Origin of the sequence: Sphingomonas sp. QA11, assembly GCF_028473665.1 — a bacterium.
Taxonomy (GTDB): domain Bacteria; phylum Pseudomonadota; class Alphaproteobacteria; order Sphingomonadales; family Sphingomonadaceae; genus Sphingomonas; species Sphingomonas phytovorans.
This window is the reverse complement of the sequence record NZ_CP098774.1, coordinates 2,959,102-2,975,611: the sequence shown is the minus strand read 5'-3', so window position 1 is coordinate 2,975,611 and position 16,510 is coordinate 2,959,102. Positions and strand designations below refer to the sequence as shown.

The 16,510-nt window shown below is 66.7% G+C and carries 10 protein-coding genes; 5 read left to right on the top strand and 5 right to left on the bottom strand.

Features of this window, described 5'->3' with window-relative positions; translation table 11 throughout:
- Positions 1–305 precede the first annotated feature (305 nt).
- Entirely contained in the window at positions 306–959 is a 654-nt protein-coding gene (locus NDN01_RS13690; RefSeq protein ID WP_443025249.1) for an arylesterase, read from the bottom strand.
- 59 nt (positions 960–1,018) lie between these two features.
- Between NDN01_RS13690 and NDN01_RS13685 the strand changes: the two genes are divergently transcribed.
- Together NDN01_RS13685 and NDN01_RS13680 are read left to right on the top strand one after the other, a co-directional pair.
- On the top strand, positions 1,019–1,693 hold the full coding sequence (locus NDN01_RS13685) for an ABC transporter ATP-binding protein (RefSeq protein ID WP_272622047.1): 675 nt from the start codon (positions 1,019–1,021) through the stop codon (positions 1,691–1,693).
- Positions 1,690–4,185: an ABC transporter permease gene (locus NDN01_RS13680; RefSeq protein ID WP_272622046.1), complete on the top strand. Its 2,496-nt coding sequence runs from the start codon at positions 1,690–1,692 to the stop codon at positions 4,183–4,185. Before NDN01_RS13685 ends, NDN01_RS13680 begins: the two co-directional genes overlap by 4 nt.
- A gap of 29 nt (positions 4,186–4,214) precedes the next feature.
- Here NDN01_RS13680 and nagE read toward each other — a convergent pair whose 3' ends face one another.
- The 4 genes from nagE to NDN01_RS13660 are packed head-to-tail and all read right to left on the bottom strand — an operon-like array spanning position 4,215 to position 13,301.
- Positions 4,215–5,861: an N-acetylglucosamine-specific PTS transporter subunit IIBC gene (gene nagE, locus NDN01_RS13675; protein WP_272628204.1), complete on the bottom strand. Its 1,647-nt coding sequence runs from the start codon at positions 5,859–5,861 to the stop codon at positions 4,215–4,217.
- Positions 5,861–8,314 (bottom strand): phosphoenolpyruvate--protein phosphotransferase, encoded by a 2,454-nt coding sequence (gene ptsP, locus NDN01_RS13670; protein ID WP_272622045.1) that lies wholly within the window; start codon positions 8,312–8,314, stop codon positions 5,861–5,863. The genes nagE and ptsP overlap by 1 nt, the downstream gene beginning before the upstream one ends.
- Positions 8,311–10,605, bottom strand: a complete 2,295-nt coding sequence (locus tag NDN01_RS13665; RefSeq protein ID WP_272622044.1) for a family 20 glycosylhydrolase — start codon at positions 10,603–10,605, stop codon at positions 8,311–8,313. The genes ptsP and NDN01_RS13665 overlap by 4 nt, the downstream gene beginning before the upstream one ends.
- A 20-nt stretch (positions 10,606–10,625) precedes the next feature.
- Positions 10,626–13,301, bottom strand: coding sequence for a TonB-dependent receptor (locus NDN01_RS13660; protein ID WP_272622042.1), 2,676 nt, complete (start codon positions 13,299–13,301; stop codon positions 10,626–10,628).
- Between the two features lie 242 nt (positions 13,302–13,543).
- Between NDN01_RS13660 and NDN01_RS13655 the strand changes: the two genes are divergently transcribed.
- Genes NDN01_RS13655 through nagA form a run of 3 tightly spaced genes read left to right on the top strand, consistent with a single transcriptional unit; the run spans position 13,544 to position 16,457 of the window.
- Positions 13,544–14,287 (top strand): GntR family transcriptional regulator, encoded by a 744-nt coding sequence (locus tag NDN01_RS13655; RefSeq protein ID WP_272628202.1) that lies wholly within the window; start codon positions 13,544–13,546, stop codon positions 14,285–14,287.
- Positions 14,284–15,318, top strand: coding sequence for an SIS domain-containing protein (locus tag NDN01_RS13650; protein WP_272622040.1), 1,035 nt, complete (start codon positions 14,284–14,286; stop codon positions 15,316–15,318). Before NDN01_RS13655 ends, NDN01_RS13650 begins: the two co-directional genes overlap by 4 nt.
- On the top strand, positions 15,318–16,457 hold the full coding sequence (nagA, locus tag NDN01_RS13645) for an N-acetylglucosamine-6-phosphate deacetylase (RefSeq protein WP_272622038.1): 1,140 nt from the start codon (positions 15,318–15,320) through the stop codon (positions 16,455–16,457). Before NDN01_RS13650 ends, nagA begins: the two co-directional genes overlap by 1 nt.
- Positions 16,458–16,510 lie beyond the last annotated feature (53 nt).

The following is a 16,510-nucleotide window of genomic DNA, read 5'->3' as shown; positions in this document are numbered from 1 at the left end:
TTCAACCCTGCCGAAATACGCACATGATGTTGCCCGGCCGGAGGCTATCTGCCGAGCAATCGCTGCGCTCTTTCACATGACCGGAGACCAAAAAGGGCGTCCCCTGTTACGCCGCATGCCGCACCTGGTATGCAGGTGATTGCCCCTGTTACGCGCGGTTTTTTCCCCTGTTCCGCATAACAGGGAATAGGCCGGATAAGCCATTGATACCTTGATAGAAAAATTGCTGCAAAATCCAACATAACAGGGGAAGAATTTTTATTCCCTGTTTGCTTCCCTGTTAACCGTGCGGGACGGGGAAAAGCCTATGGTGTTCGCCGTAATGCCGACCGCACGGCCGGCAAGGTCCTGCGCACCACGATCGTGACGCCTTTCGCATTGGGGTGAAGGCCATCCGCCTGGATGAGGGTGCGGTTGCCCGCCACGCCTTCCAAGAAAAACGGGTAGAGCGGAACGCCATGGCGTCCGGCGAGGCGCGGATAGATGCTCTCGAACGCGTCGCGATAGGCGGTGCCGAGATTGGGGGCGGCGCGCATGCCCATCACCAGCACCGGAATCTCCCGCCGCTTCAGCTCCGTCAGGATCCTGTCGAGGTTGCTCGCGACCTGGTCGGTCGGCAGGCCGCGCAGCATGTCGTTCGCGCCGAGCTCAAGCAGGACGAGATCGGGCTTCCGCCCCAGCCCGCGCAGGCCCCACAACAGGCGCGCCCGGCCCTGAGCCGCGGTGTCGCCCGATACGCCGCCGTTGCGTACCTCGGCATTGATGCCGGCACGCCGGAGAGCGCGCTCCAGTTGCGGTACATATCCCTGGTCGGGCGGCAGGCCGAGGCCGGCCGTGAGGCTGTCGCCGAACGCCCAGATCAGCGGCTTGGGCGGCGCTGGGGCGGCGGCTGTCAGTGCGAAGAGCAAGCCCAGTTGGACAACTCGCCGAAGCACGCCATATCGCAGGCATCGTGGCATCATCATCTTCCTCCGCATCGGCCGGCACTCCGGATAACCCTGTACCTTCCGAAAGCAACGTGATCGTTGCTGAAGGGGTCACGCTCGCCCTTGGCCAGCCGCCTGCCCGGGTGCAAATCCTGCACGGGATAGACCTGTCGGTCGCGACGGGGGACAGTGTCGCGCTGCTCGGCCCGTCGGGGTCGGGCAAGTCGTCGCTGATGGCGATCCTGGCAGGGCTTGAGCGGCCGGGCAACGGTGCCGTCGGCGTGGCCGGCCTGAATTTCGCCGCGCTCGATGAGGATGCGCTGGCCGTGGCGCGTCGCGGGCGCATCGGCATCGTCCTTCAGGCTTTCCACCTGCTTCCCACCATGACTGCCCTGGAAAACGTCGCCGTGCCGCTGGAACTGGCCGGCGTGCGCGATGCCTTTGAGCGCGCCGGGGCCGAACTGCGGGGCGTCGGCCTTGGCCACCGGCTCGATCACTATCCGGCCCAGCTCTCGGGCGGCGAGCAGCAGCGCGTCGCCATCGCCCGCGCGCTCGCACCGCGCCCGGCCTTGCTGTTCGCTGACGAGCCCACCGGCAATCTCGATACCGCGACGGGCGCCGCGATCATGGACCTGCTGTTCGCGCGCCATCGCGAGACCGGTGCGACATTGTTCGTCATCACGCATGATCCCGCGCTGGCGGCGCGCTGCGCCCGGGTGATCGAGCTTGCCGACGGCCGTATCGTCGCCGACCGGCGCCACGCGTGAGGCTCGCCTGGCGGCTGGGGCTGCGGGATCTCCGGCGCGGCGGGCGTGGCCTGTTGCTGCTTGCGCTGTGCCTTTTCCTCGGCACGGCCGCGCTGGCCGGGATCGGCAGCCTTTCCGCGAGCATCCTCGCCGCGCTGGAGGGGCAGAGCAGGGCGATGCTGGGCGGCGACCTGCAGCTGCGTATCTCGCAGCGTCGCGCCACCGTCGAGGAGAGCGCCGTCTTCGCCGCGCGAGGGCGGTTGTCGGAGACGGTCGGGATGCGCGCGATGGTGCAGACCGACACTGGCGCGACGCCGACCCTGGTCGACCTGAAGGGGGTCGACAATCGCTGGCCGCTGGTCGGCACCTTCAGGCTTGCCCCGGGTGCGCTTGCCTCGCGCCCGCACGGCCGACAGGCAGCGATCGCGCCCGCTCTCGCTGATCGGCTTGGGCTGAAGGTCGGCGACCATATCCGGATCGGCACGGCACGCCTTGCGGTGATCGGCCTCATCGCCGAGGAACCCGATGCGCTCGGCGACGGGTTCAGCTTTGGCCCGCGCGTGATCGTCGACATGGCCGGGCTGGATGCGACCAACGCGGTGCAGCCGGGAAGCCTGTACGAGAGCCGCTATCGTCTGACACTTCCGCCAGGCACTGATGCCGAGGCATTGGGCAATCGGCTGGTGGCGCGTTTCCCGGGTGCTGGCTGGTCGGAACGCACTGCCGATCGCGCCGCGAGCGGGCTCCGGCGCGGCATCGCCCAGCTTGGCCAGTTCCTGCTGCTTGTCGGGCTCGCCGCGCTCGCCATCGCCGGAGTCGGGGTGGGAAGCGGCGTGAGCGCCTATCTCGCCGGCAAGACGCCGATCATCGCGACCCTGAAGGTGCTCGGCGCCCGGTCGCGTACCATCGCCGCGATGTTCCTGATCCAGCTCGGGCTGGTCGCCGGCGCGGGGATCGGTGGCGGATTGATCCTCGGCGCGACGGTGCCGGCGATCGTTGCCGCGGTGGCGGGCGACGCCCTGCCGGTGCCACCTCGCCTCGCGCTCTATCCGGCGCCGCTGCTGAGCGCGGCGGTGCTCGGGTTGATCGTCGGCATCCTGTTCGCTCTTCCCGCGCTCGCCCGTGCGCGCAGCGTGCCTGCCGCGACGTTGCTGCGCGGCGCGGTCGCACGCCGCCGGTGGCCATCCTGGCGGGTGATCGCGGCAATGGTCGGGCTGCTCGCCGCGCTGATCGCGCTCGCCGTGCTGACCGCGTCGGACCAGATTCTGGCGCTGGGCTTTGTCGGCGCGATCGCGGTGCTCATCCTCGCGTTGTGGCTGATCGGGCTGGCGATCCGGCGCGGCATGGCGAAACTGCCGCGGCCGCGCCGGCCGTTGTTGCGCATGGCGCTCGCCAACCTGCACCGGCCCGGCGCGCAGACCGACCGGCTGGTGGTCGCGCTCGGCCTTGGTTTTTCGCTATTCGTCGCGCTGGCGACGATCGATACCAGCTTGTCGAGCGAGATGACCAATGCGGCACCCGCAAAGGCACCGCGCTTCTTCGCCATCGACCTTCAGCCGGAAGACACTCCGGCCTTCCGCGCGGCGGTCCTGCGCGCCGCCCCCGGTGCCCGGTTCGAGGCGACGCCATCGCTGCGCGGATCGATCGTCGCGCTCAAGGGGCAACGGGTGGCTGACATGAAGAACCTGCCCGAGGATGCCTGGGTGCTGCGGGGCGATCGCACCATCACCTGGGCGGCGACTCTGCCGGCGCGGAACACGATCAGCGCCGGGAAATGGTGGCCGTCGGACTATCGCGGGCCGCCTCTCGTGTCGATCGAGGACAAGGCGGCCGCATCGCTCGGGCTGAAGATCGGCGACGAGATCACCGTGGCCGTGCTTGGCGTCGACGTGCCGGCGCGGATCGCGGCGTTCAGGACGATCGACTGGAGCGGGCTCGGCCTGAATTTCGCGATCGTCTTCTCGCCGGGCCTGATCGAGGAAGCACCGCACAGCCTGCTCGCCAGCATCTACACCCCGGCTGATCGTGATGGACCGATCGCGCTGGAAGTCGGCGCTGCCCTGCCTTCGGTCACGCTGATCCGGGTTGGTGACGTGATCGGTCAGATCGGCGAACTGCTCGGCCGTATCGCCTTCGCCGTCCGTGCGGCGGCTGCCGTCACCGTCGCCGCCGGGGTCGCCGTCCTTGTCGGCGCGGTCGCCGCCTCGGCGCGCGCGCGGCGTCTCGATGCCGTCATCCTGAAGCTGCTCGGCGGCAGCCGGGCGCAGATCCTTGCCGTTCAGGCGATGGAATATGCCGTGCTCGGGCTATTGCTGGCGGCTGTCGCGCTGGCGATCGGGGCTGGCGCCGGATGGTACGTCATCGTGCAGGTGTTCAATCTGCCCTGGGCGCCTGACTGGGGCGTCGTTGCCATGACGCTGGCGGCATCGATCGTCGTGACGCTTGGCATCGGCGTGCTCGGGAGTTTGCCGGTGCTGAACGTGCGTCCGGCGCTGGCACTGCGCGAGGACTGAGTTCCGGCGTGCGTGGCGCCGCCGGCTCGTCAGTCCAGAGCGTGAACCACGCCGGGCGAAACCTCGTGCCAGCCCCGTCGTGCTGTCTTGTCCATCACTGTTCGGTTGATCGCGTCGACGTCGGCGATGCGGGCCCGCATCCTTCCGGCCTTGATCGCGATCTCCAGGACGTTCCTGCTACCGCCGAGCGCCGCTATCCAGCGCGCCTTGCCGTCGTCCCCGGCCTCCGTCGTATCCCTGCCGAGGGCCCGCATCTCGCCGGCCACCCGATCGGCGATCGGGCCGAGCACGACCTGCACCGCGTTGCCGCCCGGACGCACTACCCCGCGCGCGCCCAGAGCCTTGAGGCGGGCCTCATCCACCTTCGCCGGATCGGCCAGCACCAGCCGCAAGCGAGTCGTGCAGGCGTCGATCGACCGCAGATTGCCGGCCCCGCCCAGGGCGTGCATCAGCCCCGCCGCCAGATCCTCGGGCGCGTTGGGGCTTGCTGGCTTGTCCGCAATCTCCGGTTCGCGCCCGGGCGTCTTCAGGTCGAAACGAAGGATGCAGAACCGGAAGGTCGCGTAATAGATGCCGAAATAGACGGCGCCGACGGGGAACAGCAGCAGCGGTCGTGTCGCGAGGCCGTAGTTCAGGACATAGTCGAACAGCCCGGCCGAGAAACCGAAGCCAAGCCTGACGTCGAGCAGGTCCATGATCACCATGGCGAGGCCGGTCAGCACGGCATGCACCGCATAGAGCAGGGGCGCGAGGAACATGAAGGTGAACTCGATCGGCTCGGTCACCCCGGTCAGCAGCGAGGTGAGGGCGAGGCTGAGCAGCATGCCGCCGACCGCTTTGCGCCGTCCCGGCAGGGCCGAACGATACATGGCGAGGCAGGCGGCGGGCAGGCCGAACATCATCACCGGGAAGAAGCCGCTCATGAACGCGCCCGCGCTCGGGTCCCCGGCGAAATAGCGTTTCAGGTCACCGGTCGCGCCATGGAAGTCGCCGAGGAAGAACCAGGCGATGTTGTTCAGGATATGATGGAGGCCGGTGACGATCAGGAGCCGGTTGAGCGTGCCGTAGATGAACAGTCCGACCGGGCCGGCGTTCACGACCCAGCGGCTCAGCGTGTCGATGGCGGTCTCAAGGACAGGGAAGCCGAGACCGAATACCGCCGCCCCGACCAGGCCGGCGAACCCCGCCGCGATCGGCACGAAGCGGCGGCCGCCGAAAAAGGCGAGATAGTCGGGCAGCTTTATCCCCGAATAGCGGTTGTAGAGCCAGCCGGAGGCGAGGCCGGAGAGGATTCCGGCAGGCACGCTCAGCTTCGCGAGTTCCTTCGCCTTCCATGCTGCGGTGGCCAGGTCGCGGGCGGCCTGGTCGGCAAAGGCGGCGGTCACGGCCGGTGGTACCGCGAGCAGCGCCTTGCCGCCCTCGATGGTCACGAGAAAGGCGATCGCACCGGCGAGGCCGGCTGCGCCGTTATTCTCGCGCGCAAGGCCGACGGCGACGCCGATCGCGAAGATCAGCCCGAGGTTGGAGAAGATTGCTTCGCCCGCCGCCGCGATGAAGGTGATGTCGAGCATGTCCGGTTGCCCGAGGCGAAGCAGCAGCCCGGCGCCCGGCAGCACCGCGATCGGCAGCATGAGTGCGCGGCCGAGTGGCTGAAAGGCGTCTATCCGCATGCGCATCATTCGGTTCCTTCGAGCAGCGCGCGCACCTCGGCGGCGGTCGCGGCGGACAGCGCCCTCGCGGCAAGGGCGCGGCAGGCCGGCATGTCGAGTGCCCGGACGGCAGCCTTCAGAGCGGGGATCGCGGCGGGTGTCGCCGAGAGTTCAGTGACGCCGAGTCCGATCAGGATTAGCGCGGCGGCGGGATCGGAGGCTATTCCGCCGCACACTCCGAGCCAGCGTGCATGCGTGCGTGCGCCTTCCGCCGCGCGGGCAATGAGGTGGAGTACTGCCGGGTGTAGTGCGTCGACCATTGCCGCCACGGCGGGATTGCCGCGATCGGCGGCCAGCGCATATTGAGTAAGGTCGTTGCTGCCGATCGACAGGAAATCGGCGTCGCGCGCGAGGCTCGTGGCGAGAAGGGCCGCCGCCGGCGTCTCGATCATCACGCCGAGCGGCACCGGCGTTTCGATCCCAAGGCTGGCTCGTGCCTGGTCGAGGATCGTGCGGGCGGCGGCGAGTTCCCCTGCGTCGACCACCATCGGCAGCATGATGCGGCATTGCGGTGCGGGCACCCCGCGCAGGATCGCGCGAAACTGCGTGTCGAGCAGGCCCGGGTTGGAGAGCGAGAAACGGATGCCCCGCGCGCCGAGCGCTGGATTCTCCTCATGCGGAAAGGGCAGGTAGGCGACCGGCTTGTCGCCGCCGATATCGAGCGTGCGGACGATCAGCGGGCGGCCCGCCAGCCCTGCGGCGACTGCCGCATAGGCGGCGCATTGTTCGTCCTCGTCAGGAGCGGACATGCGGTCGTGAAAAAGAAACTCGGTGCGCAGCAGGCCGCAGCCTTCGGCGCCCAGCGATACTGCCGGGGCCGCTTCCGTGCTTGCCGCGAGGTTGGCGAAGATCTCGATCCGGGTGCCGTCGGCCATGACGCAATCCTGCCGCGCGGCGCTTGCGTCGGCGGCGTTGCGATCGCGCAGATGAATCAGCCGCGCTGCGGCTGCTTCCCGGGCAGCGGTCCTGGGTGCCGGGTCGAGCACGGCGCGATCCGCGTCGAGCACGACATCCTCGCCGTCCGGCAGGTCGAGCACGCCAGGGCCCGCTGCGACCAGCATCGGAATTCCGGCCGACGCTGCGAGGATCGCGGCATGAGCGGTTGGGCCGCCAAAGGCAGTGCAGATCCCTGCGACTTGCGCCGCGGCAATCGGTGCGAAGTGAGAGGGAAGCAGCTCGTCGGTGATCAGGATCGCGCCGGGCGGCGGCAGCGGCATGGCCGTATCGGCGCCGACGAGCAGCGCGATCATCTGGCGCTCGATGTCCTTCAGATCGGCGATCCGCTCGATCAGCAATCGGTCGCCGGTCGCGCGGATTGCTTCTGCATGGCTGTGGATCGCGCTGCGCCAGGCAAAAGCAGCGCTCTTGCCTTCGGCGATGAGGTGCCGGGCGGCGGAGAGAAGCTCCGGGTCGTCGATCAGGGTGTGGTGGGCCGCCGCGATGTCGGCGCCGGGTCCTGTGCTGTCCTCGGCAATGGCCAGCAGCCGCCCGCGTGCTGCGGCAAGGGCGGCGCTTTCGGCGGCCGGGCCATTGCCTTGCTCCGTCACGGCAATGTCGGAGGCGCGGAACTGGAAGACGCGGCCGATTGCCAGGCCCGGCGCTGCGCGGACACCGTGGATGAGGCCATCGGCGGCTGGCGCCGCGACGGGCGCGGGAGATTGATGCGCTTCCTCACCCATGCCCTGTTCGATCAGCGCGGCGATCGCAGCGGTGGCGGCGCGGGCATCCGGCCCGCGACCGGCAATCTCGATCTCATCGCCATGGCGGATCCCGGCGGAAAGCAGGGCGACGATGCTGCGCGCATTGGCGGTCTTGCCATGCGCGGAGAGAGTCATCTCGGCCGCGAACGGCTTGAGCGCGGCGACGATCCGCGCGGCCGGGCGGGCATGGATGCCACTGGGCAGCGGGACACGGATCGTGCAGCGCGCCGTATCCTCGCCAAGATCGGTCGTGCCCTCACTGGTGGCAAGTGGCGCGACCTCGGCGAGGGGGGCGCCAGCCTGCACGCGGGTATCGGTCCCGTGCACCGTGACGGCAAATCCTTCGCTGGTTACGGTAATAGGGGTGACGAGGCTCTTGGCCCGCGCCGCGACGGGATCGAGATCGACCTCCAGCAGCACCTGGCCAAGGACGACTGGCTCCCCGTCGCTCACCCTGGCGGTGAAACCGTCCCCGGCCAGTGCGACCGTCTCAAGCCCGACATGGATGAGCAGGTCGGCCCCGTTCGCCAGCTTCAGCGTGACCGAGTGACGGGTCGGGGCGACGGCAATGACAGTGGCGTCGCACGGCGCCCGGATCACCCCGTCGAGCGGGTCGATGGCGAAACCTTCCCCCATCATGCGGTCGGCGAAGACCGGGTCGGACACCTGTCCAAGGTCGAGTGCCCAGCCTGCCATCGGCGCGTGAAGCCGAACGATCACGGCGCGGTCACGAGTTGCACTGCGCTGACCGCCCAGAGCGGGTTCACGCCCCTGGCCGTATAGGTGATGCAGAGATCATGAGTGCCCGTGACGGGGGCGATCGGCGAGGTCAGCCGGGTCACTCCGGGTTGGTGGACGGCGGGGGCGAGCGGCAAGGTGGCTAGGCGCGGGCCTTCACATCCGTCGCGTACCTCGACCTCTCCCGCAGGAGTGACGGGCGGGCGGAATGTGATCTTGTCCACGTCCCGGCCGATCTGGAAGTTGAAGGGAAGCTGCCCGACCGAGATCGCGATCGAGCGCACCCCGTCCATCGGTGCGGCATCATAGATCCAGCAGGGGTTCGCGATGTCGAGCAGGAATGCCGCGCGGGGACCGGCCGCCGGGGCATCGTCGGTCAGTCGCAAGGGGATGCCTTCCGAGCAGAGCCTGAGCTGCGTATCGTCGCGGTGGCGGACGGCAGCGGGAGTCAGGGCGAGATCGATGGCGCCCGGCATCGTATTGCCGTCGAGGATGGTCGCGACGCGCAGGCGTGCCGGCATCGGAAGCGCGAGGGGGCCGGCGTAGAGCGTGGACGCGGGACCAGGCAGAGTGCCATCGGTTGTGTAGCGCATTGGCAGCCCGGATTGGCCGGTGAGCGTCACCTGTGCCTTGGTGCCGACCGGGGATAGCGTTGCCACCGGACGGAACAGTGCTTCGCTCGGTTCAATGCCGAGTTTCGTCAGGCGCTGCATCTGCGGCGCCAGGCGACGAACGAAATTGCCGAAGTCCCGCGGGCCCGCCGGCGACCAGCCGAGTTCGGCCACCGCCGCGGCGCGGGGGAACATGGCCGCCGCCACGGCGGATTCGGTCCGCATGTGCTCGGTCCAGACATTGCCCTGTAGGCCGAGGATATGGCGCTGCTGCTCGGGCGGGATCGACGGTGGGGCGGGATCGAAACCGTAGACGTCGGCGAGGGTCACCAGCTTGCCGCGACCCGTTCCTTCCGCCGCGGTGACGCCCTGGCGGTAATTGAGATAGAGGACTGGCTCGGGACTGAGCACGGTGTCATGACCAGCTTTTGCGGCGGCGACCGCGCCGTCTAGGCCGCGCCACGACATGACGGTCGCATCCGGCGTGATGCCGCCATCGAGAATCTCATCCCAGCCGATCAGCCGTCGATCATGCGCGGCGAGATAACGGCCGATGCGCTGGACGAACCAGCTCTGCAGCTTGTTCTCGGACGTGATGCCGAGGGCTTTCATCTTCGCCTCGATCACGGGCGACGCGGCCCATTGGTCCTTCACTGCCTCGTCGCCACCGACATGGATGTAGCGCGACGGAAACAGGCTGATCACTTCGTCGAGCACGTCCTGAAGGAAGCCGAAGGTCGCCTCGTCGGTATTGTAGAGCCATGGGAACACGCCCCAGTCGCTCTCCGTCCCCGGTGGGATCGGGACGCCCATGCCCAGACGCGGATAGGCACGGATGGCGCTCAGCGCATGACCGGGCATTTCGATCTCGGGCACGATGGTGACGCCGCGTTTCGTTGCATAGGCGACGATATCGCGGATCTGTGCCCCGGTGTAGAAGCCGCCGGTGCGCGGCAGGACAGGGGCTCCCGGCGCGGTGGCGGGTAAGCGCCAGCCGCTGACACTCGTCAGTCTTGGATATTTCGGGATCTCGATACGCCAGCCCTGATCGTCGACGAGGTGCCAGTGCAACGTGTTGAGCTTGTTCGCGGCCATCGCGTCGATCACGTGCTTCACGAAGGCGGGCGACTGAAAGTGCCGCGCGCTGTCGAGCATGAGCCCGCGCCATTTGAAACGGGGGGCGTCGGCGATCGTGACGGCAGGGACGAAGACGCCGTGCCTTTCCGGTCGGGCGAGCTGCCAGAGCGTCACCGCGCCGTAGAACAGGCCGGCATCGTCACTCGCGCTGATCGTGGCGCCGGTCGCGGAAGTGGTGAGGCGATACCCCTCGGCCGGAATATTCGCCACGCGTTCGAACCGGACGATACCGCCGGCACCGATCAAGGGCCTGGGGCCGCCGGTGCGGGAGAGCAGCTCCGCCAGCCGCTCTGCTGCGTTGCGTGCGCCGCTGTCACCTGCCGGAACGGAGATCCCGCTCGTCGCGGTCAGCGTGAAGCCGCCTTCCGCAACGCTCAGCGATTTTGGTGCTGGCAGGAGCGCGGCGGGCTCTGCGATCGCGGCGGAAGAGAACAGGGCCCCGGCAAACAAGGGGAGGGCCCTGCGGAAGATCTGAATGCTCGACACGCCGGGCACCTTTACGAACCTAGGATAGCGGGCCGGCATGGCCGGCCCGCCTATTCAGATCAGAACTTGAAGCGCGCGCCAACGTAGAACTGACGCCCGTTGTCGTAGATCGCCCGCACGCGGTCGCGCGTGCCCGAATATTGCACGATCTTCTTGTTGGTCAGGTTCACCGCATCAGCCGTCAGCGTGACATTCTTGGTCACGTTGATACCGAGCGACGCATCGAGCGAGGACAGCGCGGCCTGGTTGAGCGGTGCCGCACGATCGATGTCGATGAAGAAGGCCGACCGATAGCTGTACGAGACCCGGGCGCTGAGCAGATCATTCTCGTAATAACCGGTCAGATTCGCCGAATGCTTGCTGTTTCCGGGGATCTGGTCGCCGTTGCTCGCCTTCGCGTCCGAGTAGGTATAGTTGGCGATCGCGCCGAATCCGCCCCAGATCGGCCGCGAAACCTGGAATTCGAAGCCCTGGTTCCGGCCGCCGGTGCCGTTGGACCGGCGGTTGATCTGGTATGGGCAGTTGAACAGGTTCGGATTGTTGCCTGGCGCAAGCGTGCAGGAAGCAGGCTGGGTGCCGGGAACGAACTGTCCGGGCAGGATTTCCGTCGAGGTCCGGTTGACGATGTACGACTGGATATCCTTGTAGAACGCAGCCAGTGCTACGATCGTTTCGGCATCCGGATACCATTCGAGCGACACGTCATACTGGTTGGCGCGGTAAGGCTGCAGGTTGGGATCGCCGCCCTGCCCGGTCAGCAGGGTGCCGTTGAGGTCGATGCCCGGCGTGATATCGACAAAGTCGGGCCGCGTGACCGTCTTGCCCGCGGCGAAGCGCAGCACGACCTTGCGCGAGAGATCGATCGACAGGTTCGCGCTTGGCAGCACGTCGGTATAGGAACGGCTGGACGTGATTGGCGTGAATCCGCCAAAGGGGTTGGTGAACTGCGGATTCGCGCCGCCGATCAGGCTGCCGGTCGATGTCTGGTCGGTCTTGACCACCCGGACGCCGACGTTGCCGCGCCATCCATCGCCGCCGAACTTGGCCATGGCATAGCCGCCATAGGTCTTTTCGTTGATCGAATAGGTGTTGCCGGGGACGATGAACTTCGCGGTCAGCGCCGCCGCCTGCGATCCGTAGATCTGGGCGAGGCGGGCCGGATCCACGGTCCAATAGTTCTTCAGGGTGCCCGGGGCCGCGATATTGTCGAGGAAATCGTCAGGCGTCCCCTGGCCGCTCGCGAAGCTGGCGGCGGTGCACGGCGCGCCGCCACAGACCAGCCCTGGCGTCAGCACGCCGCCATTGGTGGCGAGACGAAGGGCTGAACGGTCGTGATCGGTATATTTCACGCCGACCTTCAGCGCGCTCATCGGGCCCCAGTCGACCTGCTGTTCCAGATCGAGATAGGCGTATTTTTCCTTGTCGTCGTTAGTCACTGACTGGATGCGCGCGAAATCGATGAGCGCATTCGCCGGCGAGGTCGGATTGGGTGAGGTGAAAGTCACCTGAGGGGCCTTGCCGCGCAGATCGTAGCTGAACGAGCCGGTGGACGCGGTCTCGAGGAAGTTCTCGTTCGAGGTTGCGCCGGTCGCCTTGGTCCAACCTGCCTTGAGGTGGACGGTCAACTGCTCGGTGGGTTTGTAGATCAAGTCGAGATCGGCCGAATAGGTTTCAGCGAACGCCTTGCGGTCGATCGCGTCGAAGACCATGGCGCGCGCGCCGCCGGCGGCGTTGTTGGTCGATGTGACGGTGCCGGCGACCGCGAGGCCGTTCTGGACGGTCGCGTTGGTGATCGTTCCCCCGGTGCCGAGCGCCCGCTCGGCCCAGGCGATGTAGTTCTGGTTGAAATTGTTCGCGCCGAAACGGGAATAGAGACCGGTAACATTGACCTCCAGCGTGTCCGACGGACGGAACTGCACGCCGATATTGCCGCCGTAGCGTTCACGATCCTGCTTGAAGATAGTCGAGCCGATGAGTGTCGGCACGTTCGCCGTCCCGCCGTTGACCGCGAAGGGGGCGTAGCCGAAGACCTCGATACCGTCGCGCCGTGTCTGCCGCTTCTGGTAGATGCCGCCGATGAGGATGCCGAACGTCTCGTCGGCGTTCTTCCAGCTCACCAGACCTGAAATCTGGGGGTCGAATTTCCCCGACCGGTCGGAATAGACGCCCTGTACCGATGCCGACAGGGTAAGCGGCTTCAGGTCGAGAGGATTGCGCGTGTGGACGTTGATCGTCCCGCCGACGCCACCTTCTTCCACATCCGCCTGCGGGCTCTTGTACACTTCTAGCTGGCCGACGATCTCCGCGGGCAGCGTCAGATAGTTGAAGCTGCGCGTCGAGGCGACCTGGTCGAGAATGAACCAGTCGGCGGTGGCGATCGAATGGCCGTTGACCAGCGTCTTGGTCAGGTTCGGCGCGGTGCCGCGAAGCGACACGCGCTCGCCTTCGCCGAACTCGCGATTGATGACGATGCCGGGAATCCGCTGCAGCGCCTCGGCGACGTTCTTGTCGGGGAATTTGCCGATGTCTTCGGCGGTGAGGACGTCGGAAATGACGCTCGAGTCGCGCTTGGCGGTGATCGATGCCTGGATCGATCCGCGAATGCCGGTGACGATGATGTCAGCCTCGCTGCCCGGATCATTCTGCGCTGTCTGGGTCGCACCCGACGGCGCTGTGTTGCTGGGAGCATTGGTGCTCTGCGCATGCGCAGTGGCGGCCAATGCCAACGAACTCACGGATGCAGCCAGAAGTCGTATTGCGGTCATTGCCGTTCTCCCCATTTTTATTTTTGTTGGCCTGTCAGTTGATGACCAATCACATACCAATTTGTGAAACATGTGTCATACCAATCGCAGCGTCAAGCGGATTTTTTGCAAGTCCAGTCGAGTTGGTGCAATTTTCTTGTGGAAAATGGTATTTGATTGGTCTTATAGAGGTCGTGCCGGCTTCGGTCGGCGCTGAGAACAGGGATGCACGGATGACCAACCTGACCGACAAGATCGGTATGCTCGACGGCAATGCGCGCGCCCCGCTCTATCAACAGATGCAGGATGCGTTGCGGCGCGGAATCGAGGGAGGTGCGTTGCGCCCGCAAGAGGCGCTGCCGCCCGAGCGCGATATCGCCAAGGAGTTCGGTATCTCGCGCATTACGGTGCGCAAGGCGGTAGACGGGTTGGTGGCCGATGGCATGCTGACCCGGCGGCAGGGTGCCGGCACGTTCGTGGGTGGACGGGTCGAAAAACAGTTCTCGAAGCTTACCTCCTTTACCGAGGACATGGCCGCGAGGGGCCGTACCGCGCGCAGCGAATGGATCACCCAGATCGAGAGCTCGGTGAACCCGGACGAATCGCTCACGCTGGGACTTAGCCCTGGCTCTCGCGTGTTACGCTTTCACCGCATCCGGTACGCCGACGACCAGCCCATGGCGCTCGAATATTCGACGATCCCCGGGTTCGGCCTGCCTGGGCTGGAGGCGGTCGGCGCGTCGCTCTACGAAGCGTTGGACGCTGCCGGCCATCGGCCGGTGCGCGCGTTGCAGCGCCTGCGGGCGGTATTGTTCGACAAGGATCAGGCGAAACTGCTCGACATCGAGGTGGGTGCGCCCGGACTTTTCATCGAACGCCGGGGCTTTCTGGAAGACGGACGCGCGATCGAGATGACTCATAGCTGGTATCGCGGTGATACTTATGATTTCGTTGCAGAATTGAACGCGCTCGCATGAGCATTGCCCCTGAATCCACGCTGATGTTCGCCGAGGCCGCGGAAGCCGCAGACGTCATCGCGCGTCAGCGCACCGCGAACCGCGCCCTGGTCGGCTCGCTTGCCGCGCGACTGCGCGATGTGCCGCCGCGTGCCGTGTCGACCTGCGCCCGCGGCTCTTCGGATCATGCAGCGACGTTCGCCAAATATCTGATCGAAACCGTGATCGGCGTACCGGTGAGTTCAGCCGCACCGTCGGTTGCCTCGGTCTATCACGCTGCCGCACGGCTCGACGACACGTTGCTGCTGGCAATCTCGCAGTCGGGCCGCAGTCCGGATCTGCTGAGCGTGGTCCAGGCGGGCCGGGCGGGCGGCGCGTATCTTGCCGCGATGGTCAACGATGCCGCGTCGCCGCTGGCCGACATGGCCGATTCGACCCTCCCGCTTCGTGCCGGCGCGGAGAAGAGCGTCGCGGCGACGAAGAGCTATATCGCTTCCCTGGCGGCGATCCTTGGCCTGGTCGCTGCCTGGGCGCAGGATGAGGCGCTGTCCGTCGCGCTGGACGAAGCGCCGGCGCTGCTCGCCCGATCCTGGGAGGTGGACTGGAGTCCTCTGGTTGACGGCCTTGCCAATGCGCGCGGGCTATATGTCATCGGGCGCGGCCTCGGTCTGGGAGTCGCACAGGAAGCTGCGTTGAAGTTCAAGGAAACCTGCGGTCTTCATGCCGAGGCATTCAGCGCGGCCGAGGTGAGGCACGGGCCGATGGCCCTGATCGGGCCGGATTTCCCGGTCCTCGTGTTTCGCCAGGACGATGAAACGGCCGCAGGTGTCGATTCGCTGGTCAGCGAGGCACTGGGGCAGGGGGGCGTCGTCTATTGCGCCGGCAGTGCGATTCCCGGTGCGGTGACGTTGCCGACGATCGACGCATCGCCCGCGATCCAGCCGATGTTGCAGATCCAGTCCTTCTACCGCGCGGTCAACGCGCTATCCGTGCGGCGGGGGTTCGATCCCGATTCGCCGCCCCACCTGCGCAAAGTGACCGAAACCGTCTGATGCCAACCGCACTCTTCAACTGCCGCACGTTGCTTGACGACGCGCTGGTCGATGGCATGGCCGTGATCATCGACGGCACGACCATCGCCGCCGTCCTGCCTGAGGCGGAAATCCCTTCGTCGGCCGGACGACTCGACCTGAAGGGCGCGATCCTGGCGCCGGGATTCATCGATACCCAGGTGAATGGCGGCGGCGGCGTGCTGTTCAACGACGCGCCGACGGTCGAAACCATTGCGACCATCGGCGCGGCACATCGTCGTTTCGGCACGACCGGGTTCCTGCCGACACTGATCAGTGACGACCTGGCGACGGTGCGGGCGGGTATCGCAGCCGTGGACGAGGCGATCGAACGGGGAGTTCCCGGCGTTCTCGGCATTCATATCGAAGGGCCGTTCCTCAATATCGATCGCAAGGGTATCCACGATCCCAACAAGATCATCACGCTCGACGATGAAGGTTGTGCGGCCGTCATTGGTTTGAAGCGCGGTCGCACGCTCGTCACCCTGGCGCCGGAAAAGACCAGTGCGGCGATGGTTGCGCGGCTTGTTGCCGCCGGCGTGATCGTTGCCGCCGGCCATACCGATGGCAGCTACGAGGCCATCCGGGGAGCTCTGGACGTCGGGATGACCGGTTTCACTCACCTGTTCAACGCGATGTCCCCGCTTGCATCGCGAGAGCCTGGCGCCGTCGGCGCCGCACTGGAGGATCGGGATAGCTGGTGCGGGCTGATCGTGGATGGGCGGCATGTCCATCCCGCGACGATGCGCGTGGCGCTGAATGCCAAGGGCGAGCGCATCATGCTCGTCACTGATGCGATGCCGAGCGTCGGGCAGACTGAGAAGAGTTTCATGCTGCAGGGGCATCGGGTCGACGTGGTCGACGGTGTCTGCGTCAACGAGGACGGCACGCTTGCCGGGTCGGATCTCGACATGGCGCAGGCGGTGCGCAATGCGGAAACCATGTTGGGCGTATCGCAGGCACGGGCGCTGAACATGGCTGGCCGCCACCCGGCATGTTTCCTCCGGCTGGAAGGCAGCCATGGTCGCATTGCTCCAGGCTGGAGTGCCGACCTGGTGACCCTCGATTCGAGCGGACGGACGCTGGCGACCTGGATCCGGGGTTCTCGGGAGAAGGGTTGACGCGCGGCGCAATCGTCGCGCGATCGGTCTGTCGCCCGCGCGGCTTTGCTGCC

Coding starts and splice junctions, on each gene's coding strand:
- nagA (WP_272622038.1), top strand. CDS start 15,318: ATGCCAACCGCACTCTTCAACTGCCGCACGTTGCTTGACGACGCGCTG.
- nagE (WP_272628204.1), bottom strand. CDS start 5,861: ATGCGCATGCGGATAGACGCCTTTCAGCCACTCGGCCGCGCACTCATG.
- NDN01_RS13665 (WP_272622044.1), bottom strand. CDS start 10,605: ATGCCGGCCCGCTATCCTAGGTTCGTAAAGGTGCCCGGCGTGTCGAGC.
- NDN01_RS13650 (WP_272622040.1), top strand. CDS start 14,284: ATGAGCATTGCCCCTGAATCCACGCTGATGTTCGCCGAGGCCGCGGAA.
- NDN01_RS13655 (WP_272628202.1), top strand. CDS start 13,544: ATGACCAACCTGACCGACAAGATCGGTATGCTCGACGGCAATGCGCGC.
- NDN01_RS13690 (WP_443025249.1), bottom strand. CDS start 959: ATGCCACGATGCCTGCGATATGGCGTGCTTCGGCGAGTTGTCCAACTG.